The sequence below is a fragment of the Streptomyces sp. NPDC012510 genome (genome assembly GCF_042955065.1).
In the GTDB taxonomy this organism is placed as follows: Bacteria; Actinomycetota; Actinomycetes; order Streptomycetales; family Streptomycetaceae; genus Streptomyces.
Map to the genome: position 1 here is coordinate 1 of NZ_JBIBEN010000043.1, position 23,800 is coordinate 23,800.

General features: G+C 69.2%; 23 protein-coding genes and 5 pseudogenes. 6 read left to right on the plus strand and 22 right to left on the minus strand.

Annotated elements, in window-relative coordinates:
- Positions 1-474: 474 nt before the first annotated feature.
- The 4 genes and pseudogenes from ACFY9I_RS41205 to ACFY9I_RS41220 all read right to left on the minus strand — a co-directional run bounded on the left by ACFY9I_RS41205 (position 475) and on the right by ACFY9I_RS41220 (position 3,568).
- A complete protein-coding gene (locus ACFY9I_RS41205; protein WP_391012370.1) occupies positions 475-954 on the minus strand; it encodes an ATP-binding protein in 480 nt (159 codons plus the stop codon).
- A gap of 88 nt (positions 955-1,042) precedes the next feature.
- Positions 1,043-1,288: pseudogene (locus ACFY9I_RS41210) on the minus strand (ATP-binding protein); the annotation flags it as partial.
- A complete protein-coding gene (istA, locus tag ACFY9I_RS41215) occupies positions 1,285-2,919 on the minus strand; it encodes an IS21 family transposase (protein ID WP_391012317.1) in 1,635 nt (544 codons plus the stop codon). The gene istA and the pseudogene ACFY9I_RS41210, both read right to left, overlap by 4 nt.
- A 193-nt stretch (positions 2,920-3,112) precedes the next feature.
- Positions 3,113-3,568: an NUDIX domain-containing protein gene (locus tag ACFY9I_RS41220; protein WP_391012319.1), complete on the minus strand. Its 456-nt coding sequence runs from the start codon at positions 3,566-3,568 to the stop codon at positions 3,113-3,115.
- A gap of 927 nt (positions 3,569-4,495) precedes the next feature.
- Between ACFY9I_RS41220 and ACFY9I_RS41225 the strand changes: the two genes are divergently transcribed.
- Together ACFY9I_RS41225 and ACFY9I_RS41230 are read left to right on the plus strand one after the other, a co-directional pair.
- Positions 4,496-4,786, plus strand: coding sequence for a hypothetical protein (locus tag ACFY9I_RS41225; RefSeq protein WP_391012322.1), 291 nt, complete (start codon positions 4,496-4,498; stop codon positions 4,784-4,786).
- Between the two features lie 76 nt (positions 4,787-4,862).
- Positions 4,863-5,945, plus strand: coding sequence for a helix-turn-helix domain-containing protein (locus ACFY9I_RS41230; RefSeq protein WP_391012373.1), 1,083 nt, complete (start codon positions 4,863-4,865; stop codon positions 5,943-5,945).
- Here the strand turns inward: ACFY9I_RS41230 and ACFY9I_RS41235 are convergent.
- Positions 5,848-6,144: a hypothetical protein gene (locus ACFY9I_RS41235; protein WP_391012324.1), complete on the minus strand. Its 297-nt coding sequence runs from the start codon at positions 6,142-6,144 to the stop codon at positions 5,848-5,850. The genes ACFY9I_RS41230 and ACFY9I_RS41235 overlap by 98 nt on opposite strands.
- 206 nt (positions 6,145-6,350) lie before the next feature.
- Between ACFY9I_RS41235 and ACFY9I_RS41240 the strand changes: the two genes are divergently transcribed.
- A complete protein-coding gene (locus tag ACFY9I_RS41240; protein WP_391012327.1) occupies positions 6,351-6,527 on the plus strand; it encodes a hypothetical protein in 177 nt (58 codons plus the stop codon).
- Positions 6,528-6,676: 149 nt separating this feature from the next.
- Here the strand turns inward: ACFY9I_RS41240 and ACFY9I_RS41245 are convergent, their stop codons facing one another.
- Together ACFY9I_RS41245 and ACFY9I_RS41250 are read right to left on the minus strand one after the other, a co-directional pair.
- Complete coding sequence (locus ACFY9I_RS41245; RefSeq protein ID WP_391012330.1) at positions 6,677-7,582, minus strand: hypothetical protein; 906 nt, start codon at positions 7,580-7,582, stop codon at positions 6,677-6,679.
- A pseudogene (locus ACFY9I_RS41250) lies at positions 7,579-7,818 on the minus strand (RICIN domain-containing protein); the annotation flags it as partial. The pseudogene ACFY9I_RS41250 and the gene ACFY9I_RS41245, both read right to left, overlap by 4 nt.
- 118 nt (positions 7,819-7,936) lie before the next feature.
- On the opposite strand from ACFY9I_RS41250, the gene ACFY9I_RS41255 reads away from it, so the two are divergent.
- Positions 7,937-8,122, plus strand: a complete 186-nt coding sequence (locus ACFY9I_RS41255) for a hypothetical protein (protein WP_391012333.1) — start codon at positions 7,937-7,939, stop codon at positions 8,120-8,122.
- 567 nt (positions 8,123-8,689) lie between these two features.
- Here the strand turns inward: ACFY9I_RS41255 and ACFY9I_RS41260 are convergent.
- From ACFY9I_RS41260 to ACFY9I_RS41275, 4 genes and pseudogenes are all read right to left on the minus strand, one after another.
- Positions 8,690-8,833, minus strand: a pseudogene (locus ACFY9I_RS41260) (IS5/IS1182 family transposase); the annotation flags it as partial.
- A gap of 39 nt (positions 8,834-8,872) precedes the next feature.
- Positions 8,873-9,652 (minus strand): annotated as a pseudogene (locus tag ACFY9I_RS41265) (IS256 family transposase); the annotation flags it as partial.
- Between the two features lie 21 nt (positions 9,653-9,673).
- Positions 9,674-9,874, minus strand: a pseudogene (locus tag ACFY9I_RS41270) (response regulator transcription factor); the annotation flags it as partial.
- On the minus strand, positions 9,871-10,395 hold the full coding sequence (locus tag ACFY9I_RS41275) for an ATP-binding protein (protein WP_391012376.1): 525 nt from the start codon (positions 10,393-10,395) through the stop codon (positions 9,871-9,873). The gene ACFY9I_RS41275 and the pseudogene ACFY9I_RS41270, both read right to left, overlap by 4 nt.
- A gap of 51 nt (positions 10,396-10,446) precedes the next feature.
- On the opposite strand from ACFY9I_RS41275, the gene ACFY9I_RS41280 reads away from it, so the two are divergent.
- Together ACFY9I_RS41280 and ACFY9I_RS41285 are read left to right on the plus strand one after the other, a co-directional pair.
- Positions 10,447-10,824, plus strand: a complete 378-nt coding sequence (locus ACFY9I_RS41280; RefSeq protein WP_391012336.1) for a hypothetical protein — start codon at positions 10,447-10,449, stop codon at positions 10,822-10,824.
- 703 nt (positions 10,825-11,527) lie between these two features.
- A complete protein-coding gene (locus ACFY9I_RS41285) occupies positions 11,528-11,989 on the plus strand; it encodes an AsnC family transcriptional regulator (protein ID WP_391012339.1) in 462 nt (153 codons plus the stop codon).
- 199 nt (positions 11,990-12,188) lie between these two features.
- On the opposite strand, the gene ACFY9I_RS41290 is transcribed toward ACFY9I_RS41285, so the two are convergent.
- The 11 genes from ACFY9I_RS41290 to ACFY9I_RS41340 form a co-directional block, all read right to left on the minus strand.
- Positions 12,189-13,619, minus strand: a complete 1,431-nt coding sequence (locus ACFY9I_RS41290) for an aldehyde dehydrogenase family protein (protein WP_391012342.1) — start codon at positions 13,617-13,619, stop codon at positions 12,189-12,191.
- The gene (locus ACFY9I_RS41295) at positions 13,612-14,700 is read right to left on the minus strand and encodes a homoserine dehydrogenase (RefSeq protein ID WP_391012344.1); all 1,089 of its coding nucleotides are present in this window, start codon (positions 14,698-14,700) and stop codon (positions 13,612-13,614) included. The genes ACFY9I_RS41290 and ACFY9I_RS41295 overlap by 8 nt, the downstream gene beginning before the upstream one ends.
- A 67-nt stretch (positions 14,701-14,767) precedes the next feature.
- The gene (locus ACFY9I_RS41300; RefSeq protein ID WP_391012346.1) at positions 14,768-15,148 is read right to left on the minus strand and encodes a hypothetical protein; all 381 of its coding nucleotides are present in this window, start codon (positions 15,146-15,148) and stop codon (positions 14,768-14,770) included.
- A gap of 426 nt (positions 15,149-15,574) precedes the next feature.
- On the minus strand, positions 15,575-16,309 hold the full coding sequence (locus tag ACFY9I_RS41305; RefSeq protein WP_391012349.1) for an SDR family oxidoreductase: 735 nt from the start codon (positions 16,307-16,309) through the stop codon (positions 15,575-15,577).
- A 149-nt stretch (positions 16,310-16,458) separates the two neighbouring features.
- Entirely contained in the window at positions 16,459-17,871 is a 1,413-nt protein-coding gene (gene aspA, locus ACFY9I_RS41310; protein WP_391012351.1) for an aspartate ammonia-lyase, read from the minus strand.
- 162 nt (positions 17,872-18,033) lie between these two features.
- Entirely contained in the window at positions 18,034-18,705 is a 672-nt protein-coding gene (locus ACFY9I_RS41315; RefSeq protein WP_391012354.1) for a haloacid dehalogenase type II, read from the minus strand.
- 44 nt (positions 18,706-18,749) lie between these two features.
- Positions 18,750-19,688 (minus strand): aldo/keto reductase, encoded by a 939-nt coding sequence (locus ACFY9I_RS41320; protein WP_391012357.1) that lies wholly within the window; start codon positions 19,686-19,688, stop codon positions 18,750-18,752.
- A gap of 3 nt (positions 19,689-19,691) precedes the next feature.
- Positions 19,692-21,155, minus strand: coding sequence for an aldehyde dehydrogenase family protein (locus ACFY9I_RS41325; RefSeq protein ID WP_391012359.1), 1,464 nt, complete (start codon positions 21,153-21,155; stop codon positions 19,692-19,694).
- Positions 21,152-22,105, minus strand: coding sequence for a succinylglutamate desuccinylase/aspartoacylase family protein (locus tag ACFY9I_RS41330; protein ID WP_391012362.1), 954 nt, complete (start codon positions 22,103-22,105; stop codon positions 21,152-21,154). The genes ACFY9I_RS41325 and ACFY9I_RS41330 overlap by 4 nt, the downstream gene beginning before the upstream one ends.
- A 22-nt stretch (positions 22,106-22,127) precedes the next feature.
- On the minus strand, positions 22,128-23,486 hold the full coding sequence (locus ACFY9I_RS41335; RefSeq protein WP_391012365.1) for an aminotransferase class III-fold pyridoxal phosphate-dependent enzyme: 1,359 nt from the start codon (positions 23,484-23,486) through the stop codon (positions 22,128-22,130).
- The coding region (locus ACFY9I_RS41340) for an ABC transporter permease (protein WP_391012368.1) at positions 23,483-23,800 on the minus strand (318 nt) is incomplete at its 5' end. The genes ACFY9I_RS41335 and ACFY9I_RS41340, both read right to left, overlap by 4 nt.

The window sequence follows — 23,800 nt, forward strand, 5'->3', positions numbered from 1 at the left end:
TCCCGGTGTACAGCACAAACAGGATCCCGCACAGCACCCTGCGACTATCCAGACGCTTACGACCTGGACGCCGCGGATTACGCGGGACGACCGGCTGTCTGTAAGCACTTCTTTGGGCTCCAGTGCACGGAGTTGTTTGGGCTCCACTGCCGGGGTGGAGGGGGCGTGTATTGGTCTGATTCACGCCCCTGTAGCAAGGTGATTTGGCCCCACTTCGATCGGGTGGTTCCGCTGGCCCGGGTAGGGGGTGTTGACGGTAGTTTTGGAGCCTCGGTGGACCTCCGTCATCGCATCCCCGACAGGTGCGTGGAGGGTTGCCGACCCGGCTCGACTCAAGCCGCGGACCTCCCGGTGGCCGCGGCGGCTGGACGAGATCGGGCGATGGTGCGGCCGGCACTGGGACTTGACGGCTGGGCCCGAAGCGGCTGCGGCCGGCCTCCCATGCGGGAGGCCGGCCGCAGTTGTCGGTGCAGGTCAGCGACGGCGCTTCCGCTGGCTCTGCGCGAAACGGTAGGACTGGGTGCCGGTCTCGACGATGTGCGCGTTGAACGTCACCCGGTCCACGATCGCCGTGCAGAGACGGGGATCGGTGAAGGTCTGCTTCCACTCCGAGAACGGAGCGTTCGAGGCGATCGCGATAGCCCGCCGTTCTTCCCGCTCAGTGAAGATCTGGAACAGCAGTTTGGCGCCGGCCTTGTCCAGGTCGAGATAGCCGAACTCGTCAAGACAGAGCAGGTCAACGCGGCCGTAGCGAGCGATGAGGCGGGTGAGCTTCTTTTCGTCGGCGGCTTCCGCGAGTTCGTTGACCAGGTTGACCGTGGTTGTGTAGCGGACCTTGAGGCCGGCCTCGGCCATGGCCGTGCCGATCCCGATCAGCAGGTGGGACTTGCCGGTGCCGGAATCGCCGATCAGGCAGAGCGGCTGCCCGGCTTTGACCCAGGCGGGGTCCGACAGGGTGCCGACGAGTTCCGGGGTGACGTTCGGGTTCTCGGCGAAAGTCGAAGTCCTCCAGCCGCTTGGGGCGGGGGAAGTTGGCGTCCCTGACCAGCCGCTGCTTGCGCCGTTCGTCGCGTTCGGCGCACTCGGCTTCCAGCAGGTCGGCGAGGAAGTCCTTGTAGCTGGACCGCTGGCGCATGGCGTCGGCGGCCATCTCCTGGATCCGACGGCGGATCGTCGGCAGGTGCAGGGCCCGGCAGGCTTCGTCGATGGCCGTGTCCACGGCTTCCTCCGGCCCCATGTCCCGGCGGGGCGAAGGGACCTGGGCGGCCGTGGTGTCGGTCGTGCTCATGCGGTGCCTTTCGGTTGACGTGTCAGGAGCTGGTCGTAGTGGGCGACGGTCGGCAGCGGCCGTTTGTCCTCGGGCAGCTGGGCCCGGCGGGCCGTCAGTGACACCACGCCGCTGGGTTCGGCCCAGGGCGGCTGCTCGCCCTCGTCGTCCAGGTCCTCAGGTGGTGGCGGGGCCAGCGCGGCGGCTCTGCGGGCCTCGACGGCCACCACGTCGGCGGTGACGGCGCCCGCCCGGACCGCGGCGGCCATCCCCTGTTCGACAGCAGCCGCGGGCATCCGCCGGTGCAGCAGCAGGACCTCGATCAGTGCCCGGGTTCCGGCTGCGTCGCCGTGAGCGGCGCGGGCTGCGGCCCAGAAGGCTTCGTGGACCTCGGTGAACGCACCGTTCTGCCGGGCGGTAACCAGCGCGGTCGAGCCGGCCATAGCTCCGGGCTTGGCCAGCAGGATCTCCAGGTAGTGGTCGAGTTCGTCACGGAAGTCGCCCCGGCGGGTCAGTCTTGGATGGCGGGCGACGATCTCCCGTCGTTCGAAGACGAGGAGTTCGTTGCCCCGCAGCAGCACCCGCACGTTCTGGCCGATGAAGCGGGCCGGCACCGAGTAGTGGCACTGCCGGACGGTGATCCGGCTGCTGCGGTCGACCTTCGGCGTCAGCGTGATGCCGCACTCGAACTCCTCGAACGGCAGCGGCGCCAACTGGTCGGCCTCGGTGAAGAAGTTGAAGCCGACCGTCGTCAGCCTGCCCGCGAGGATCCGTTCGTCTTCGGACGCGTCGATCTCGGCGATCTTCGCATTGAGCTCTTCCAGCGTGGCGACCTCGGGAACCGGGACCAGATGAGTGCGGCGGAACCGGCCGCCTTCGTGCTCGACCCCGCCCTTCTCATGGGCGCCGTCCTCGCCCGGGACGCAGTAGAAGGCGTCGAAGCCGTAGTGGGCCCGGAAGGACACCCACCGCTCGGACTCGATGCGGCTGCGGCCGGTGCAGATGCGGTTCACCGCCGACTTGAGGTTGTCGTATCGGATGTGCTTGGTCGGCACTCCGCCCAGGACGTTGAACGCCTCGACGTGCCCTTCCATGAAGGACTCCTGGGCCTGCGAGGCATAGACGCGGTGGACGGCCTTGCCGGAGTACGACATCCGCAGCGTGAACAGGTGGCACTTGACGACCTCACCCGCCAGACGGACCCAGACATCGGCGAAGTCGACCTCGGCTTCCTCTCCGGGCAGGTGGACCTGCGGGACCATGCCCGTCAAATGACGGCGGCCCTCCATCACCTCGGCCTCGATCTGCGGGCGTCTGGCCAGCACGTAGTCACAGACCGTGGAGTAGGACACCAGGTCGAAGCCGTGCTCCTGGGCGAGACGCTGATGGATCCGGCGGGCGGTGTGCTTCTGCTTGCGCGGCGCGTTCGTGTCTTCCCGCAGCATTTCGTCGATCCACGGCTTGGCCGGGTCCAGGACCGTGGCCCTCGGTGCCGGCTTCTTCCTCGGCGGCGGAACCGCAGACAGCAAAGCTTGTCTCACCGTCCGGCGGTGGACCCCGTACTTCTCCGCCAGAGCCCGCTGCGACAGTTCCGGATCGAGACGCTTGTCTCTCCGGATCGCAGCGAACAACTCCGCCCGCGACAAACCCATCCCGGCCTCCCGACACGACCGTGATCAAGCACCATGGCCTCCGACATGACCGTGATCGACGCACAAACCCTGCCGTCGCCGGGCGGACAGACCAGTGCATTCACTCCAAAGAGGGCACGTCGCGGACCTGCCGGCCGATCCATCGGCGAACAGCGCCGCCTGCCGGGCAGCCAGTTCGGATGTTGATCGCGCCTCAGTGCTGGATCAGGCCGCCGACCGGGACGGCAGCGACGTGGCCGGTCGCCGGAAGCGTCTGAGCCAGGGCGAGGCCGATGTCGACCAGCGATGATCGGCGGAGGCAAGCGACCTCGGGGATCGGAGTCCAGACCGACTCGACGGTTTCGCCGTTCGGCTCAGGCCGGAGCTGGCCGCCAGTGATACGGACCTGGTAGAAGATGCCGACATTCTGGTGCTCGATTCCCGCACGCGCGACGGCCGCGGGGATCACCCTGGAGTCCACGCCCAGCAGGCGCTCGACCACCGCGGAGCAGCCGGTCTCCTCAGCAACCTCCCGGATCACCGTGTCGAACGGATCCTCCGCGTGCTCGACCCTACCGCCCGGAAGAGTCCAGTTGTTCGACGCGTGATGGGCGAGCAGCACCCGCCCGTCCTCGATGCACACGGCGTAGGCCGCCAACCGGAAACTCATTCCCCCCGCACCTCCCACCGGACCCTATCCCAACGTCCAAGATCCATGCAGCGCCATGAGCGCAGAGTGGAGCCAGATCAACTTCTTACGCCTGGAGCCACTTCATTTCCGTGTGGTGGAGCCCAAAGAAGTGCTTACAGACAACCGGCAGCAACGGCTCGATCCGCGCCCACAACTCGTCGTCGATCTCCCAAGGTCTGGCAGCGGTCTTCCTCGTCTCGACTGGCTCGCACCCCCCTTCGGCCAGCATCAACGAGAACTGACACCACGTCATTCCTGAAGGTCCACAAGCCTCATTTTGTTAGGAGTCGTTAAGGTACGGCGGCGGGAGCGGGAGGGCCACCTCCGTCATCGCCTGCCTGAGCGAGTGCGCCGCCCCGTTGCTGCGCGGTTCCTTCTGCGACGGTGTCGGCGGTGAGCTGTTCTCCATCACCGCGGAACTCTCCCGCCTCGCCGGATGGACGGCGTTCAAACGTCGGCCGCCACAACGCTGCCCGGGGTCACTTCGTCCGCGCTTTGCGTCACCTCGTCCGCGCTCTGCACCTGGCGCGGGCTGGCCGTGATGTCCAGCTCGGCTGCTACGTCCTGACCACCATGGCTATGCAGGCGCTGCTGAGCGGCCCGGCCGGCGAGGCCGTCGGTATGGCCCAGGGCGCTTTCGAGCGCGCCAAGGGCCAGGCCAGGCGGCACCCAGGGGGCTGGCGTTCACCAAGCTCATCGAGGCTCGCGCCCACGCCCGCGGCAACCATCCCAGGGCCGCCGCCCGAGCGTTGGCGGCCTCGGAGGACCTTCTCGGGAAGGCTGAGGCCCGGGCGCACGAGGAGCCGTCGTGGATCGACTTCTACCACCACGCACGGCTGTCCGCCGACGCCGCCGAGGTCTACCGCGACCTGAACAACCCCACGGCCGCCCTCGCCTGCAACCGATGTGCAGGCTCTCGTCCATGTCGTACGCGTAGGGGTCCTCCACCAGCTCGTTCAGCACGTCGAGGAGTTCGCCGTCCACCACCGGCGTCGCCTGGAGACGGCGTACCGCCTCGGCCGTGTCGATGCCGGCCACACAGGCCAGGCCCGTGCCGTCGTAGTCGAACTCGCCCAGTGCCGCGGTGAGGCGGTGGGCCTCCTGCGCTGCCGCGCGCTCGGTGTCGGTCAGGGATATCCCGTCCGGTACCGGGAACAGCTCCGGGGTCGGTCCGGCCAGGCTCAGCCGCCCCGGTGACCAGCCGCCGAGCGATGGCCGCCAGGGATCGGCCCCGGCGGCGGCAAGCGTTCGTGCGTTGGCCGGCTTCCTGGACATGTCGGCTTCCCACAGGGCCGTCACCCGTTTTCCAGCGCGTCCACATCCGCAACCCGGCGGGCCAGCTCCGCAACAGCCTCAGGGGAGCCGGACACCGCTGCCCGGTGCAGGGGCCGGCTCCCGTTCCAGTTGTCCGGATCGGCTCCTTGGTCCAGGCGCAGGCGGATGTCGTCGGCATCCGTCCAGTCCCAGCCATGCCGGCCCAGCCGTCGCTCTCTGCCGCCACCGCTCCCCCTCGAACACGTCGCATGCTTTCGCGCTACGTCTCCCGCCCGGGAACAGGGCACCGGCACGAGCGCGTGCGCTCCAGGCCACTGGCACACAGTCCGGGTTCGCGGTCGACGCGCTGGTCGCGTCCCGCTCCCCGCTGCCGCCGCCGGCGGAGCGCAGGCGGCTACGCCAGGCTCACGCGCTCACCCTGGACGAGGTGGCCCCCGCCCTGGGCGTGCGGCGGGCGACCGTCGGCGGCTGGGAGTCGGGCAAGGCCGAGCCCCGGCCCCCGGAGCGGGAGGCGTACGCGCGCCTGCTGAAGCAGCTCGCCGAGCTCTACCCCGCCCCCGAGAGCACCGGCACCCCGCAGGAGAACACGGACACCGCGGCGGCGCAGACCGTCACCCCCGCAGCGCCCGCAGCGCCCGCAGCGCCCGCAGCGCGGCCTCAGCCCACGGGCGGGACGCCGGAAGCCGCTGCCGTACCGGTGGCCGAGCAGTCCCCTGCCGCACCCCCGGCCACCACCCCGGCGGCGGCCGGGGGCCCCGGCCGCCGTGTCGCTGCCGCGTGCCGAACGGGCCCTGGGTCTGCGGCGCCCCGCTGCGAAGAAGGCCGCCCCGGCGGACACCCCCGCGCCCGGCGGAGCATACGCGCAGCACGGTCCGCAGGGAGCGGCCTGAATGACTCAAGAGCTCGTACAGCGGGACCAAGTTCGGGTGGATTAGCTCCTCTGCTCTCCAGCAGCGGGGCAGGTTCCCGGCGTGGCCGCCCGGTCAGCCCTCGAGCGCGGCGGAAGGCGCGTCCCCGTTCTGGGCCTGTCGGGCCCGCTTGGCAAGCACCGTGGCCAGGTCCCGGACACTGTCCTCGTTGACGCCGTCATTGTCTTTGTCCATGGAACCCGCCAGCGTCCACAGCAGCGTCGTGCCGACCCGGGTCTGGGTCACGGCGCCGGGCTCACCGAAGTAGCCGGAGTAACCGAACCGGGCGTCGCGCTCGTCTCCGATCGGGCCGAGGCTGAACGTCTTGGCCCGCTGTCCCGCCTTCTTGCCGTAGTAGCCGTCCCAGAGCACGTCGTACGCCTTACGGGCGGCCTGTTCGCTGTGTAGGCGATGATCAGAAAGGTGACGGTGGCGGCGTTGTCGTTGGGCCGGAACGTCGAGGCGCCGAAGAAGCGGGAGTTCTCGCATCCCGCGTGCCCTTGATGGGGCAAGCCTCCGAACGGTAGAGCTTGTCCATTTCAACGGTCGTGGGCCGAGCCGACTCCTTCCAACGCTGCATGGCCACGCCATCCGGCAACGTCTCCCGTACCTGTTCCTTCGTGAGCGCCACCGCCTTGCCGTTCCAGCTGTCGCTCTCCGCGCCACCGCCACAGCCGGCCAGCAGCAGTGTCGCCGCGATCGCCACGCACCACCGGCAGTTCCTCATGGCCATGCCACCACCCCTCGAGCGGTGATCTTACGCGGACCGCCGTCGCGAGTGATCTGCTGGCCGATACCGGCAGAAAGTCACATGATCAACAACTTCTGTCAGGGCCTCTACGACGCCCGGAGAAGGGCGCGGCGTTCGGCCCGTGGTCCGGAGATCTCCACGCCTTCCCCGCTCTCACCCCTTCCGTCGCGTTCCAAAAGTCGTGCGGGGGTTGCGCCTCCTGAGCCTCGCCCCCCTCCGTGGGTCGCGGGCAGCCGGGGTCAGGCGCCAGTATCCGTACGGGTTGTGGAAGAAGTCGTCGTCCTCGAACCGTTCGCACTCCACACGGTTCATGATCCAGCGCGTGGCGTCCTGCGCGATGCGGAAGCCCTCGCCGTTCTGGACGCCGTGGTCCGGCTGCTCGGTCAGCAGGTAGTACGACGCAATCTCCATGGTGGTCACCCACTCCCACAGCAGCTCCGGCTCGGGCACCGCGGTGCTTCCGGGGGCCAGCTCCACGTCGGCCTCGCCCAGGAGGTGCATGCCACAGCTGTAGTAGACCTCCCCGTCGTGGATCACCGGCACGACCCACGCCCGGACGAGGGCGCCGACCAGGTCGTCCGCGGTCTCGGCGGCTGCCGCCTCGCTCGCCAGGGCCAGCCACCGCTCCCGACCGCAGGCCACCCCGCTGGACTCGTTCTTCACCGCGGTGGCTCCGTTGGCCAGCAGGGCCGCGGTGACGGCCAGCGCCCGGCGGGACACGTCGAGGCCGGTGGCCTGGGAGACCGGCGGTGACAGGACATAGGCGACCGAGTCGTGTGCGTCCACCGCGGCCCAGTCGTCGTCGCCGAACTCGTCGACGCCGGTGGCCCGGCGGGAAGCCACCGCGACGTCGAACGCCTCACGCATCCGGGGGTCAGGCTCCCGCTGGAACTCGTCGAGCGTGAAGTCCCCCGCGCCCGCCTCCTCGACCACCCGGCTGATGACATCGGGATCGAGGCCCACGCCGACCGCGCACAGCACGTGCCTCGGCGTCACACCGGACGCCGGGACCACGAAGCGCGTGCCATCGATGACGTGTCCTTGCCACACCTTGCTCATCTGCCCAGCATCGCAGATGTGCGTACGACGTTGTGATCTCTGTGGCACCAACAGACAATGCGGTCCGGCCCGTTCACGCGGTTCCCCTCGTCCCCGGGAAAGCAGGGGCGCGGGCGCGGTCGGTCACGCTGGCTCCACCTCTGGTTGTCCTGGCCGTTGCAGGACCACAGGACGAGCTTCGTGCCGTTGGCGTGGTCCGCGTTGTAGGCGTCCAGGCAGAGACCGGATGAGACGTCTTGCCTCAGCACGCTGGAAATTCTCATCAAGTGTCGCTCGCGGGTCTCACTCCATGTTCCGCCCCGGCCACCGCTACCGCTACCGCTACCGCTACCAGCCGCATCATGCGACACCGAAATGAGAACTGCGCCCGGTATAGGAGTAAGTCGTCGCACGTTCCGCGAACTGATCACCGCCCTGGAAGCGGCCCTCGACCTGAGCGCGCACCGGCCGGGCAGCCTGCCCAGGCTGGCCTCGTACCTGCACATACGGACAGCCGGACGTGTGGGAGACGTGTCGGGAGTTGATCCCGGCTGGGAGTGAGTATGTCGATGACGGGCAGCAACGCCTGTCGGTGAGTTCCAGCAACGACTGGGTGGGGTCGGCGTCTGGAATGTAGGTGAGTTTCAGCAACACCGCTGGCGCCGCGGGAGCACCGATGAAAGTGCTGCTGATGCACCGACGGAATGGGCGGCAACGTGATCACGATGCCGCCCATTCCGTGTTGTCAATCGTCGCGGCGGCCGGGCACCTCTGGGCGGTGGTCCGCAGGCGGAAGACAGCCCAGCCACAACCGGCCCGTGCCTCTACACCCGCTTCGATTCCTAGCCCCGCAGCAGCCCCTCCGCCCTGTCGTGGGGAGAACCGGTGCTGTCCATCCTTCTCCAGGCCGGGAAGATCACCGGGCACAGCGTGGCAAGCAGATACACACCGCCAACCGTAAGCAGCGCAGAGGGCAAGCCGGCCGAATCCACGAGGAAGCCCGCAGCCAGTCTGCCCAGCGGAGTGACCAGCTGGACCGCGGCTGCCGTCGCACTCAGCACGCGGCTGCGTAGTTCCTCCGGCACCGTCTCAGAGGGCATTTGATGTGGCCGGGTTGCTACTCATGTCCTAGTAGGTTCCTCGCCAGGTTGGCGTAGTCTCGTCCGTTATGCGCTTGGTGAGATTGCCGATCGAAGCGAGGTGGATCATGGCTTCGGAGCTGGCGGCGAGGGTCTCGTAGTCACGGGCAAGACGCCTGTGCATCATGATCCAGCGAGTCATTGTCAAGAGTTGTGGATCAGTTGAGGTGGCTCAGGCTGCGCTGAGCTCGGGGCGCTCAACGAGCTGGCCGCGTTCGAAGCGGGCTCCGGCGCGGACGAGGGCGACGAGGTGGGGTGCGTTCACTGCCCGCCAGCGGGCCTGGGCGGACTCGACGAGCTTGAAGACCATCGCCAGGGCAGCGGTGCGGGAGCCGGCGCCGCGGGTGACCTTGGTCCGCAGCCGGACGGTGGAGAACGTGGACTCAATGGGGTTCGTGGTCCGCAGGTGGATCCAGTGCTCGGCCGGGAAGTCGTAGAACGCCAGCAGTTGCTCCTGGTCGTCGGTGATCTTCTTGACGGCCTTGGGGAACTTCGCGCCGTAGAGCTTGGCGAAGGTTGTGATCGCTGCCTCGGCGTGGTCGCGGTCCTCGGCGTTGTAGATGTCCTGGATGGCCTTCTTCGCGCCGGGCTGCGCGGATTTCGGCATGGAGTCGAGGACGTTGGCCGTTTTGTGAACCCAGCACCTTTGCTCGCGGGTTTCGGGGAACACCTCGGCCAGGGCCTTCCAGAAGCCCAGGGCGCCGTCGCCGACCGCGAGGACCGGGGCGCGCATGCCCCGGCGGGCGCAGTCGCGCATCAAGTCGGCCCATGACTCGGAGGATTCGCGGTAGCCGTCCTTGAGGGCGACCAGTTCCTTGGACCCGTCGGCGCGGACCCCGATGAGCACGAGCACGCAGGCTCTGGCCTCTTCCAGGCGGACGTTGAGGTGGATGCCGTCGGCCCACACGTACACGTAGTCGACCTCCGCGAGGTCGCGGTCCATGAAGGAGCGGCCACCGGAGGTGACGATGCGTCGGGTCGCCTCGATGCCGTCCATACCGGGCATGCGTACGTCCATCGGGACGACGTCAGGGTGGAGATCGGCCGTCATGCGTACCGCTTCGGCGCCGTGCGTGGCCTCGCCGACCACGCTGAGGTCGGGGTGCTGTTCCATGAGCATGCTGAAGCCGAGGCGTTGCAGGGCCTGGTCGTCGACGATGAGGACAGTGGTCATGCCGGATGCTTCTCCGTAGGCGTAGACGTAGGCGGGTTGGTGGGTGGTAGGAGGTGCAGCTGCGCTCGGACGCTCCAGCCGCTCCGGGCGTTCGGGCCGGTGGACACCGTCCCTTGGTAGAGCGAGGCGCGCTCGCGCATACCGAGGAGCCCCTGTCCCCTGTCGTCCCGGGGGCGCTTGCGTGGCGTGTGTGGCGGACCGCTGTCCTCGACGGCGACACGCACCGTCGCGCAGGTCGCCACGACGGCCACGTCGATCGTCGTGGTGGGAGCCGCGTGCTTGAGGGTGTTGGTCAGGGCTTCCTGCACGATGCGGTAGACGGTGAGCTGCAGTCCTGCGGGGAGGCCTGCGAGATCCCCCTCAGTGGTCAGGGTCACGGTGGGTCCGGCGGCCCGGACCCTCTCCAGGAGGGCGTCGAGGTCGGTCAGGGCGGGCTGGGGCGCCAGCGGGGAGTCGCAGGACGCGGTTGCGTTGTTCAGGAGTTGTTTGTCCAGCCCCAGTGTTCGAAGGTGAGGAACCACCAACCGCTGCACCCGGAACGCGAGTTGACGGCCGCAGGGAGGGGATTTCTCATGGCACTACGCAGGTTGGCCGCAGCACTGTTCGCGGTAGTGGCGCTCGCGACCTCGACGGTCGGTCTCGACGGTACAGCCGCCGCCCACACCGACAACGCCAACGGCGGCACCGGCATCCTCACCTCCGAGGAGGCCCGGCAGCCGTCGCTGACGGCGGCCCAGATGAAGAACGCCGTCGTACCCGAAGCGGCCGGGTCCGGCTTCGTCGCCGCCTCGCTGAACTGCGCGTACTACTACGTGTGCGGGAGGGGTGGGAACGGCAACCGATTCGACTACACCACGTGCGACACGACGTACACCCTGCCCAACCTCGTGGGCTGGGGCTCCTCCACAACAACCAGACGCCCGGCACCAGGGCGCACTTCTACGACGTGAACGGTGCCTGGATGTTCTCCGTCGACGCCCCCCACAGGAATGACGTGTTCTGGACCCCGGTCTGGTACGTCATCGCCTGCTGAGCTGACTGCCCGGCCCGGTCGGTGTGCGGTGGGTGGCACCGTACGTAATGTGGGCCAACGGCACCCGCCTCGCCGCCCGCCGCCGCTGACTCTGTCGTACCCGACATGCCGTCTCCCGCCCTCGGTCCCATAGCCACGCCGCCGACCGGCGAGCCGCGCGCCCGGAGGGCTGGGGCTGGGGTGCCGCAGCCTGCTTCGTCGGCGCATGCGGCGTGTGCCGTTCGGGCACGCCGACGGTGTCCTCGATGTGCAGGCCGGCATCCCGGGAAAGCGCGACGGCATGATGAGGTCGGTGGGACGAGTTCCGCCCGTGACCCTCTTGACTGCCCTCCGGGGCCACCGCCATCATGTGTGCCACATCCTGGCATTTGATTCCGCTTTCCGGCACGCAGCCTCAGGATCCCTGCCGAGTCGAGATCCCGAGAGTTGGACAGGTGCGAGTAGACAGCTTCCCGAAGCACCGGCTCCCCGCCGAGCCCGGACGACCGCAGACCGGGCTCTGGAACAGCAGGGTTCGGGCGGGTGTCGCCGCCGCGCCGCATCACGTTGTGCGGCGCGCCTGTGTTCCGCGTGCCGTGGGGTGTGCAACCTCGCCCGATTCGCGAAGGAGACGGTCCGCTGTGGACGCCATCGACGAGAAGATCATCGCCGAGCTGACCCGCGACGGCCGCATGTCGCATTCCGAACTGGCCAGCAAAGTACTGCTGTCCCGCAACGCGGTGCGCCAGCGCATCGAACGGCTTGAGCGGGAGGGACACATCGCCGGCTACACCATCGTCCGCGCCGGCGGCGACTCCCGCGATGTGGTGTCGGCGCTCGTACTCGTCTACCGCCAGGACCGTATGCGCGGCGGCGATGTCCTGGCCGCGCTCAAACGCGTTCCGGAGGTCGTCATCTGCGAGATCCTCAGCGGTGACTTCGACATCATGGTGCGCCTGGAGGCGGCCTCGCTGGAACGCATACGGAGCATCTGGGAGGACATCGCCAAGATGCCCGGCGTACGGGACACGGTCACGGCGCTCACCCTGTCCAGGGTGGTCGACCGCCCACGAGGACAGCGGAGTTCCGTGGCGGCGGGGTGAGCGGCGCGGTGGCCTGCTCCCGGCCGAGCAGCTCACCATGGACCAGGAGGTCCACCATGTGCGTCCCGTCTCGGGAGCCTCTTTCACCACCCCGGCAGCGGCCCTGGCAGGCGATGTGCGGGTGAGGACAGTCACCGAGCCCGCGGACCATGGAGGGGGCGGCCTGCAGGCCAGGTGAGCCCTCGTGACCCGAAGGCGGTCAGTGCACCACGTCAGTGATGTGGTTGACGCAGACGACCTTGGGCTGGGTCATCTCCTCGAAGGCGAAGCGCACGCCCTCGCGGCCCATGCTGCCGTACTTGAATCCGCCGAACGGCATGGCGTCGAAGCGGTAGTCGGAGGAGTCGTTGATCATGACTCCGCCCGCTTCCAGCAGCCGGGCCGCGTTCAGGGCGCGGTCCAGGCGGGAGGTGAAGATGCCCGCGTGGAGGCTGTAGTCGATGGCGTTGGCCTGCTCGATGGCGTCCTCGAAGGATGTGAACGGCTGCAGCACGACGACCGGGGCGAACACCTCCTCCTGCCAGATCGAGCAGGTCGCCGGGACGTCTTCCAGGACGGTCGGCGTGTACAGGGAGCCGGTGGCGTGGTTGCCGCAGAGCAGCACCGCGCCCTGGGCCACCGCCGTGTCGACCTTGGCCCGGGTGGCGGCCGCGGCTTCCTGGGTGATCATGGGGCCGACGTCGGTGCGTTCGTCGAGCGGGTCGCCGACGCGCAGCAGTTCGGTGCGGGCGACGAAGGCGTCGCGGAAGCGCTCGTAGACCTCGTCCGCGATGAGGATGCGCTGGGTGCCGATGCAGTTCTGGCCCGCGGCCCAGAACGCGCCGGAGACACAGGAGGCGACGGCCTCGTCGAGGTCGGCGTCGTCCATGACGATGACCGGGGCGTTGCCGCCCAGGTCCATGGCGAGCTTTTTCAGGCCGGCGGTGCGGGAGATGGCCTCGCCGGTGGTGAATCCGCCGGTGAAGGACACCATGCGCACGTCGGGGGCGGCCACGATGGCGGCGGCGATGTCGGCGTCGCCGTTGACGACGGTGACGATCTCCTCGGGCAGGCCGGCCTCGATGAGGGTGTCGACCAGGCGCAGCGCGGACAGCGGTGTCAGGGCGGACGGTTTGAGGATGACCGCGTTGCCGCCGGCGATGGCCGGGCCGAGCTTGTGGGCGACCAGGTTGAGGGGGTCGTTGAACGGGGTGATGGCGGCGATGATGCCCAGCGGTTCACGGGTGAACCAGCCCTGCCGTTTCTCGGAGCCCTCGTGGGAGTCGAAGGGGATGACCTCGCCGGCGTTGCGTCGGGTCTCGGCCGCGGACAGGGACAGGGTGTTGACGGCGCGGGCGACTTCCTTGCGGGCCTGGGTGATGGTTTTCCCGGCCTCGCTGACGATCAGCTGGGCGAAGGACTCGGCGCGCCGCTCGATCAGGTGGGCGGCGCGTTCGAGGACCGCTGCCCTGGAGGCGCGGGACAGCGCGGCGGCGGTGCGGCGCCCGCATCTGGCCTGCTGCAGGATGCTGCCGGCGGCGCTCGCGTCGACGGTGGGCACCGAGGCGATGACCTCGCCGGTGTAGGGGTTGTGCACGGGCGTGGTGTCGGTGCCGAGTTCGATGCCGGGGGGCACGGCGGTGTCAGACACGGTGAGTCTCCTGGAGAACGGGGCGCGTGGGCGCGGTGTCGTCGTCCGCGTGGCGCTGGTGGATGGCGATGATGTCCGACAGCAGGGCGTAGGCGGTCTCGATGCGCCCGGCGCCCGGCCCGGAGACCGTGACGGTGCCGAGGAGGTCGGTGTGGAAGGCGACCGCGTTGAGGGGGCCGGAGATCCCGGCCAGCGGGTGATGGGCGGGCAGGGCCAGGGGGGCGACGCGGGCGTCGACGCTGCCGTCCTCGTGGCGGGTGGCGGAGCCGACCAGCTTCCAGCGCAGTCCCTTCGAGGCGGCGTCCCGCACCTCGTGGGGGGTGATCGCCGAGATGCCCTCGCAGAAGACATCCTCGCGGCGCAGGTCGGCGCCGAGGATTTCGTTGGCCAGGATCATGACCTTCAACTGGACGTCGTAGCCCTCGATGTCCGCGGTGGGATCGGCTTCGGCGAATCCCAGTTCCTGGGCCTCCGCGATGGCCGCCGGCAGATCGACGCCCTCTTCGAGGCGGCCGAGGATGTAGTTCGAGGTGCCGTTCATGATGCCCTGGACGCCGGTGATCTCCAGGCCGCCGAACATGCGCTCGGCGGTGCGCAGGACGGGGGTGCCGCTGAGTACCGAGCCCTCGAACTCGAAGCCGACACCACGCTCGGCGGCCAGCTCCTTCAGCGCCCGGCCGGCGAGCGCGACCGGCCCCTTGTTGGTGGTGCACACGTGCTTGCCCGATTCCAGGGCCCAGCGCACATGGGAGAGGGCGGGCTCGCCGTCGGTGGGGTTGGTGAACGTCGCCTCCACCACGATGTCGGCCGGAACCTCGCGGATCACCCACTCGTTGCGCGGATCCGCGCTGCCGCCGGCCAGGCCCGCGAAGCTCAGCTCCCCGGGCTCGACGGCCAGCAGCGGCGCCAGATCGATACCGTCGGTGTCCACCAGGGAACCGGCCCGCAGATCGGTGATCGCCACCACCCGCAGGGCGAAGCCCAGCTCCTTGGCCAGGCGCTCCCCGCCATGGGATATCAACTCGGCCAGGGCGCGGTTGACGCCTCCGAAGCCGATGAGGGCGAGATCGTATCGGCCCATGAGAAAGCTCCTTCACAGTCCGCCGCCTCCACTGTGCGGCTGCTGAAGAGCCTCGCTTCTCCGCCTGTCACCTGCTCCATGCCGCAACGGCCACACGGCATGCCGATCTGCACCGTTGTGATGACGATTCGCTCGCCCTGAGTCCATGCCAGAGGCCCACCACCGGGGCCAGTTGGGATCGCAGGGTTTCCGCGTGGGGCTGCAGAGTGCCGGCGTGGGGCTGCAGGGTGCCGTCGAAGGCGGCGGATCCGATGGTGAAGGCGGCGGCTCCGGCCGATGCGAGCGCCTGTATCTGGTCGGTGCTGGTGATGGAGCCGGCGATGACCAGGCGGCCGGTGGTGGCGGCGCGGGCGGCGCGGACCAGGTCGAGAGGGTCGGCCTCGGTGGCCCGGTAGGCGAGGAGGTCGACGCCGGCGCCGACCTGGATACCGCGGCGGACGTAACCCAAGGACGCCGCTCCGGCTCGAGCGTCGAGTGTGCCCCAGGGCAGGCGGCAGGAAGGCCGTTCTCGGCGAGGACGTCCACCGTGCCGGGTGCGAACTGCGCCTGTCGACTGACGAGATGGGGCGGAGTACGAGCTGGGTGTCGGCGATCTTGTTGGCGCGGGCGAGGACGTCCATGTCGCCGATGACGACGGGCACGGTGCGCCGGGGATCGGCGCACGCTGTGAGGGTGATCTCGGGGCCGATGCCGCAAGGGTCGCCCCTGGTGACGGCGATCGGGGCCATGTGTGCTCTGCCGGGTCGCACCCGGCGCTGGTCGGCCCAGGCCTGGCTCCCGCGCTTGGAATGCGCGCGGGGCCGAGGCCCGGCGTGCGAGTGCGCAGGCCCGAGGTCACCATCGGCGGGTGCGGGGTGGTGGGCGGTACGCGTATTCAGAACGCCGTGTAGCCGCCGTCCACGGGAAGCACGGCGCCGGTGACGTATGACGACTCGGGGCAGGCGAGGAAGAGGACCGCGTCGGCGACCTCTTCTGGGGTGGCGAGCCGGCGGAGCGGGATGGAGTCCTCCCTCACGCGCCGGTAGGCAGCGGGATCCGGACGTCTCTGGAACGAAGCCTCGATGACCGGCGTCACGGTCAGACCGGGCGCCACCACGTTGACGCGGATGTTGCGGGACGCCCATTCCATGGCAGCGCCGCGCGCGAGTGCGATGAGGCCGCCCTTGGCTGCGGAGTACAGGGTCTGGTTCGGCATGCCGACCATGCCGAGCCGCGAGCTGACGCACACCATTGACGCCCCCGACTCCGGTGCCAGCGGCATCAGGTGCTTCATGACCAGGAACGCGCTCAGCAGGTTGCCGTGGAGAACGTCGCGCGCGGCGTCGTAGGTCATCTGTTCGAGCGGGCTGGACGCCTGCAGTCCATGGCAGAGGACGACCACTCCCACGTCCCCCAGGTGGTTCGCTGCCCGGTCGGCGAGCTCGGAGACGAAGGCCTCGTCGTTGAGGTCCCCCGGGAGGTAGAGGTCCTCCGGATGGTTTTCGGGCAGCTCGGACCGCCGTCCGGTGAGCAGGAGATTCGCACCCTCCCGGCGGAAGTGGGAAGCGACAGCCTGACCGATCCCGCTCGATGCTCCGGTGATCACGGCGTTGACGTCCTGGAGTCTCATGTTCGTTCCGCTTCAGAAAGTGGTGGGCTTGTCGTCGAGCAAGGCGGCTGTCTGTTCGTGTGGTTGCGCGGCACATGTGGGCGCAGCGGCAGACCCGGCGACATCCGAGAGCAGCATGGGGTCCCGGACGGCACTCTGTCGGCGGCCCTTCAGACCAGTACCTGGCCACTGCCCGCGACGGTCTCGGGCCGCAGCAGGTCCGCGAGCGCCTCGGCGGACAACAGGCCTCTTTCCAGCACGAGTTCCGCGACTCCCTTGCCGGTGACCAGCGCTTCTTTGGCGATGTCGGTGGCAGTGGTGTAGCCGATGTGCGGATTGAGGGCGGTGACCAGTCCGATGGAGTTCTCCACCGTCGCGCGCAGCGCCTCGGTGTTGGCGGTGATCCCGGACACGCAGCGCTCGGCCAGGATCAGGCAGGCGTTGCGCAGGTGCGTGATGCTCTTCGACAACGAGTGGAGGATGATCGGCTCGAAGGCGTTGAGCTGGAGCTGTCCGGCCTCGGCGGCCATGGTGATGGTGATGTCGTTGCCGATGACCTCGAAGGCGACCTGGTTGACGACCTCGGGTATCACCGGGTTGACCTTGCCGGGCATGATGCTCGAACCGGCCTGCACCGGCGGCAGGTTGATCTCACCCAAGCCCGCGCGCGGTCCGGAGGAGAGCAGCCGCAGGTCGTTGCAGCTCTTCGACAGCTTGACCGCGATGCGCTTCAGTACGCCGGACACCTGCACGAACGCGCCGCAGTCCTGGGTGGCTTCGACCAGGTTGGCGGCGGTGACCAGCGGCAGCCCGGTGATCTCGGCGAGGTGACGACGGGCGGCCTCGGCGTACCCGGCGGGGGCGTTGAGGCCCGTCCCGATCGCCGTCGCGCCCAGGTTGATCTCATGGACGAGCTCGACTGCCTCGGCCAGGCGGCTGCGGTCCTCGTCGAGCATCACCGCGTACGCCGAGAACTCCTGGCCCAGTGTCATGGGGACGGCGTCCTGGAGCTGGGTGCGTCCCATCTTCAGCACGTCGCGGAACTCGACGGCCTTGCGGGCGAAGGAGTCCTGGAGCACCGCCATGGCCTTGAGCAGCTCGCGCACCGCGTAGACGGTCGCGATCTTGACGGCGGTCGGGTAGACGTCGTTGGTGGACTGACCGAGGTTGACGTCCTCGTTGGGGTGCAGGTGCTCGTACCGGCCCTTGGCGTGGCCCAGCAGTTCCAGCGCCCGGTTGGCGACGACCTCGTTGGCGTTCATGTTGGTCGAGGTGCCGGCGCCGCCCTGGATGACGTCGACGACGAACTGGTCGTGCAGCTTGCCGGCGCGAATCTCCTGGCAGGCCGCGACGATCGCGCTCGCCTTTCGCGGCTCCAACAGGTTCAGTTCCCCGTTGGCGAGGGCGGCGGCCTCCTTGACCGCGGCCAGGGCGTCGATCACATGCGGGTAGGCGGAGATCGGAGTGCCGGTGACGGGGAAGTTCTCGGTGGCGCGCAGGGTGTGGACGCCCCAGTACGCGTCGGCGGGGACGTCACGGTCTCCGAGCAGGTCGTGTTCGCTGCGGGTGACTGAGGCGGTCATGGCGGGGCGGGCCTTCTCTCTCGGAGCACTTCAGACATGGGTGTGAGGGCGGCAGCGGCATTGCGCGATCGGCCCACGGCGACATCCCCCACGAGCGCTTCGCGGACATGTCCCCGCGGCGTCACCGCCGGTGTGGGGCCTGTGTCGCCGTGTCGCCGCGGGTCAGCAGCCGAGCAGCTCCGGCAGACCCGTCAGGTCGGGCAGCTCGTCGTAGGGCTGGTAGTCGGCGCTGCCGGGGCGGCCGTAGCGGTTGATCCACACGCGGCGCTTCAGGCCGAGGTCGCGAGTGGGGATGTGGTCGTACTCCCAGCCCTGGGCGGTGTGGATGGCCTGGGACGGCTCGACACCGATGGCCCTGAAGGCGTGTTCGAAGGTCTGCCGGTCGGGCTTGTAGGCGCCGGCCTGCTGGGCGGTGATGACGTGGTCGAACTCCACGCCGATGTTCTCGATGTTGCGCGCGATCAGGTTGTCGTCGGTGTTGGAGATGATGGCGATCTCGTACTTGGTCTTCAGCCGGCGCAGGGCGTCCGGGACCTCCGGGAAGGGGCCGAAGGTGGGGACGGCCTCGACGAGGGCGTCGCCGTCGGAGGTGCGGTACTCCAGGCCGTGCAGGCGCATGGCGTTGCGCAGGCTGGAGTGCAGGATCTCGTGATAGGGGCGGTAGGCCTCCAGGACGGCTTGGAAGCGCATGACACGGAAGTCGTCGAGGAACTCGTCGACGTCCAGGTTGTCCAGGTCCAGCCGGCCGGAGTCGGCGAGGATCTTCAGGGTGGTGGGGCCGAGCTGGAAGTCGATCAGGGTGCCGTAGGCATCGAAGGTGACGATCTCTCGCATGGTTATCAGCCTCGGTTCGCTGTTCTCATAGGGGGTTCGGGGCTTCAGACGATGCGCTCGCCGGGGGCAACGATCGCGTCGAGTGCGGCCAGGTCGGCCGCGTCGGGGGTCCAGTGGGCCGCCGCCGCGTTGGCCGTGACCTGCTGGGGAGTCATGGCGCCGCAGATCACGGAGGCGACTGCGGGGAGCGCGGCCAGGGCGCCCACGGCGACCTGGAGGAGGGTCAGGCCGCGCTCGGCTCCGTACGCGATGAGGGCCTCGACTCGATCGAGCGCGGCATCGGTGAGCCAGCCCTGCCTCCAGGACAGCCGGCTGCCGGGCGGGGGCTCCTCGCCGCGCCGGTACTTGCCGCTGAGCAGGCCGTTGGCCAGCGGGTAGTACGGCAGGAGGCCCAGGCCGTGGCGCAGGCAGACCGGGATCAAATCGTTCTCCACGCTACGGTCGAGCAGGTGATAGCGAGCCTGGCTCGATACGAAGGCGCCGGTGAGCTGCTCGGCCGGAAGGTTGGAGCAGCCGAGATACCGGATCTTGCCCTCGGCCACGAGCTCTTCCAGCACGGCGACCGTCTCCTCCAGCCGGGTGACCCCGTCCGGCTCGTGGTACTGGTACAGGTCGATCCGGTCGGTGCCGAGGCGGCGCAGGGAGGCCTCGACTGCGTGCCGGATGTAGGGGCCGGCACCGCGTCGACCGTACAGGTCGGCCTCGGTACTCATCCGCATACCGAACTTCGTGGCGAGGACGACGTCGTCACGGTGGCCCTTGAGGGCTGCGCCGAGGAGGCGTTCGCCGTCGCCGCGCGAGCCGCCGCCCTCGCCGAACCCGCCGTACACGTCGGCGGTGTCGAACAGCGTGACTCCCGCGTCGAGGGCGGCGTGGACGACGGCCTTCGTGCCGTCCGCGTCGAGGCGGCTGCCGAAGTTGTTGCCGCCCACGCCGACCACCGACACCGTGGGACCGCGCTCTCCGATGAGGCGGTACCTCATTGCTCAGCTCCGGAATCCGATGCAGACGTTCTTCGTCTGCAGGTAGCTGGACAGGCCTTCGAGGCCCTTCTCCCGGCCCCAGCCGCTGTGCTTGTAGCCACCGAACGGAAGCTCGACACCGGTGCCGACACCGGTGGCGTTGACATAGACCTGGCCGGCCCGGATGCCCTCGGCCAGGCGCATCGCCTTGTCGATGTCGCGGGTCCAGACGTAGGAGGCGAGGCCGTACGGGCTGTCGTTGGCGATCTCCAGGGCTTCGGCCGCGTCGTCGAACTCGATGACCGTGACGACGGGACCGAAGATCTCCTCACGGGCGCACCGGGCCTGGTTGTCCAGTCCGGTCAGGACGGTCGGTTCGACGTAGTAGCCGTCTGCCAGTTCCGGGTCCGCAGGAGCGCCTCCACCGGCCCGTGCCACGGCGCCTTCTTCCCGCGCCAGTTCCAGATAACCAAGGACCCGGTCCCGTTGCCGCGCGGCGACGAGGGGGCCGACGTCCGGATCGGAGAGGCCCGGGCCGACGCGCAGGGAGGCGGCGTGCTCGACGAGCTTGTCCAGGAACTCCTCGGCGCCGCGCTGGAGCAGCAGCCGGGTACCGGCCGAGCAGGTCTGCCCGGCGTTACCGAACGCGGAGGCGGCGACGGCTGCGAGTGCCCGGTCGAAGTCGGCGTCGGCGAAGACGACGACCGGGGACTTGCCGCCCAGTTCCGTCACGGAGGGCACCACGTTGGCGGCGGCGGCCTGGGCCACCTTGATGCCGGTCGGCACGGAGCCGGTGAAGGTTACCTGGTCGATGCCGGGGTGGCCGGCCAGGGCCGCGCCGGTCTCGGCGTCGCCGGGGACTACGTTCAGGACACCGGGCGGGAGGCCGCACTCAAGGGCGATCCTGCCGATCTCCAGCGGGGTGAGCGGTGCCTCCGGGGAGGGCTTGAGTACCACCGTGCAGCCTGCGGCCAACGCCGGAGCGGAGCCCCGAGCGGTGTTCTGCAGTGGGTAGTTGAACGGGATGATCTGGCCGGAGACACCGATCGGCTCGCGGACGGTGTAGTCGATCAGGCCGGGGCCGAGCGGGATGGTCGTACCGCCGAGCTTGTCGGCGACGCCCGCGTAGAACTCGAAGTAGCGGGCGGCGGCCTCCACGTCCCGCCGGGCCTGGCCGAGCGGCTTGCCGACGTCCTGGCTCTCCAGCCGGGCCAGCCGTTCGCCCTGGTCACGGATCGCCTCGGCGATCCGGTAGAGCAGCCTGCCCCGGTCGGCGGCGCGCATCGCGGCCCATTCGGGTGCCGTGAAGGCCTCGCGCGCCGCCGCCACGGCCTGGTCCACGTCCGCTTTGCCGGCCAGCGCGACCTCGGCAAGGGCCGTGCCGTTCGACGGGTCGACTGCGGTGAACGTGCGGCCGTCAGCGGCCGGCACCTGCTTGCCGTCGATCAGTAGGTCCATGTGCCTTGCCTGCTCTCGTTCGCTGGTCACGGCCGGATCTCCCCTTCCAAGGCACCGAAGATGACGACTTCGTCGCCGGGGCGCACGGTCCGGATGCGGCGGACCCAGAGCACGATGCCGTCCTGCGGGGCCGACACCTCTTCCAGGGTGTTCCCGTAGTGGTCGGTGATGGTGGCGATCAGGTCGCCCTCCTTGCAGTTCTCCCCCGGCTCGGCGTGAGCGACGAAGAACCCGCCGGCGGCGGATCGGGCGAAGGTGCCGGAGACGGCGGTGTAGGAGTCCCGCAGCTCCGCCTCGCCGTCGATCATGCCGAGTCGGCGCATGATGTTGCGGATCGAGTGCATGTGGTGCTCGACGTTGGCCTCGCGGTATGTGGCGCCACCGCACTCGATGGTGATGGCGGGCTTGCCGGCCTCGAGGACGGGGTGGCGGACCGTGCCGCCCCACTTGCCGCCCTTCCAGACCAGCTCGTGCCCGGCGGCGAGAGCGAGGTCCGTCGCCAGGTCCTCGTAGCCGCCCTGGAGGATGACCAGCGGGGCGATCTCGCCGTAGGCGCCGCCGGTGTGCAGGTCGACCACGGCGTCGACGGCGGGGACGACCTGCGCGACGAAGGTGGCGGCCAGGCGCTGCGAGTACGAACCGTCCGCGTCCCCCGGGAAGATCCGGTTGAGGTTGAGGTGGTCGATGCCGCTGGCGCGGGCGGCCGCCTCGAAGGCGGGGGTGTTCATGCAGGGGATGCCGACGACAGTGCCGCGCAGGGTCGCCGGGTCGATCTCGGCGAGAACGCGGCGGATGGCCTCCTGGCCGTCGTACTCGTCGCCGTGCACGCCCGCGTCCACGCACAGGACCGGGCCGTCCTGGGTGCCGTTGACAACGATCAGCGGTATGCCGAGTTCCACGCCGTAGCTACTGGTACCGACCGGGATCAGACCCTGGGCGCGCTCGCCGGGGGCGACGGTCAGCGGACCGATGGAGTACATGTGGTTCCTTTCAGAACGTGCGTCAGATACGGGCCGACGCCTCGGTGAGGGTGTCCGAGACGATCGCGGCGATGCGGTCGAGGACCGCGCGGTCACTGATCAGTGGGGGCGCCACCTGGACCAGTGGCGCTGAGCGGTTGTAGACGCGGGCCAGCAAGCCGGCCTCGCGCAGTCGGCGAGGGATGAGGTCAGCGACGAGCGCGGTGCGGGCGGTGTCGCTGAAGCGGCCGCCTTCCAGGTCACCGACGAGCTCGCAGGAGTAGAAGAACCCGGCGCCCCGGACGTCGCCGACGATCGGCAGGTCCCGCAGGGCGGACATGCGCCTCGCGAAGTCGTCCTGGAGACCACGGACGTGGTCCAGGATCCGGTCGCGCTCCATGATGTCCAGGCTGCGCAGGGCGATGGCCGCGCTCAGCGGGTGGCCGCTGAAGGTGAAGCCGTGGTTGAGGACCTGGCCGGGCCGGTTGATCACCTCGGCGACGTGGTCGGTGACCAGGGTCGCGCCCATGGGGGCGTAGCCGGCGGTGATGCCCTTGGCGACGGTGACCAGGTCCGGTCGGGCGCCGTAAAGGTCGCCGCCGAACCACTCCCCCAGCCGGCCGAACGCCGTGATCACCTCGTCGGCAACCAGCAGGAAGCCGTACCGGTCCGCCAGCGCCCGCAGCCCCTGCCAATAACCATGGGGCGGGGTGATGCAACCGCCGCGGTTCTGCACCGGCTCGGCGATGAGCATCGCCACGGTCTGCGGACCCTCAGTGAGGATCGCGACCTCCAACTCGGCCAGCAGCCAGGCCGTATACACCTCGTCGTCGGCGAACTCCGGTGCCAGGCCCAACCGGTTGGTGTTCGACACGAACCGCGTCTCGATCGCCGACGGGCCGTACGGCTCCGTCAGCCCGGGGTCGTCGGTGAACGACAAGGCGCCGACGGTCAGCCCGTGGTAGGCGCCGCGCCGGGCGATCGTCTTCACCCGGCCCGGCTCCCCGCGCAGGGCGTGGTAGCGACGGGCGATCTTCCAGGCGGTCTCGACGGCTTCGGCGCCGCCGCCCGAGAAGAAGGTGTGCTCGATGTCCACCGGGGCGATCCGGGACAGCCTCTCGGCGAGTTCGATCGCCGTGGGATGCGCCGAGCCGGACCACAGCGGGCTGTAGCACAGTTCGCGCAGCTGCCTGTCCGCCACCTCGGCGAACTCCGGACCGTAGGAGTAGCCGAGCTGGCAGCAGTACAGCCCCGACATACCGTCGATGTAGCGTCTGCCGTCCGTGTCGTCGACGTACGGGCCCTCCCCTCGCCGGATGACGAGGAGTTCTTCGCCCTCGGAGCCGAGCGATCCGTTGGCGGTCATGTTCAGCAGCAGATGCCGCTGAGCAGTGGTGGTCATACGGCCTCGCCTCCTGGGGTGGCGATCCCGGCCGTGTTCTCGACCGACAGCAGGGAGTCCTGCCGTCCGGAGCCGAGCCAGCGCACCAGGGCCACCAGGGCGAGGGCGAGGATCGCGAAGGCGGTGAGGAGCGCGCTGACGGCGGTGACGCTGGGGTCGATTTCGAAGGTGAGGGAGTTGTAGACCTGCACAGGCAGGGTGACGGTGTCGACGGAGGACAGGAACTGGGAGATGTAGAACTCGTCGAAGCTGGTGATGAAGGAGAAGATCGCCGCCGCGATCATTCCCGGCGCGGCGAGGGGGAAGGTGATGCG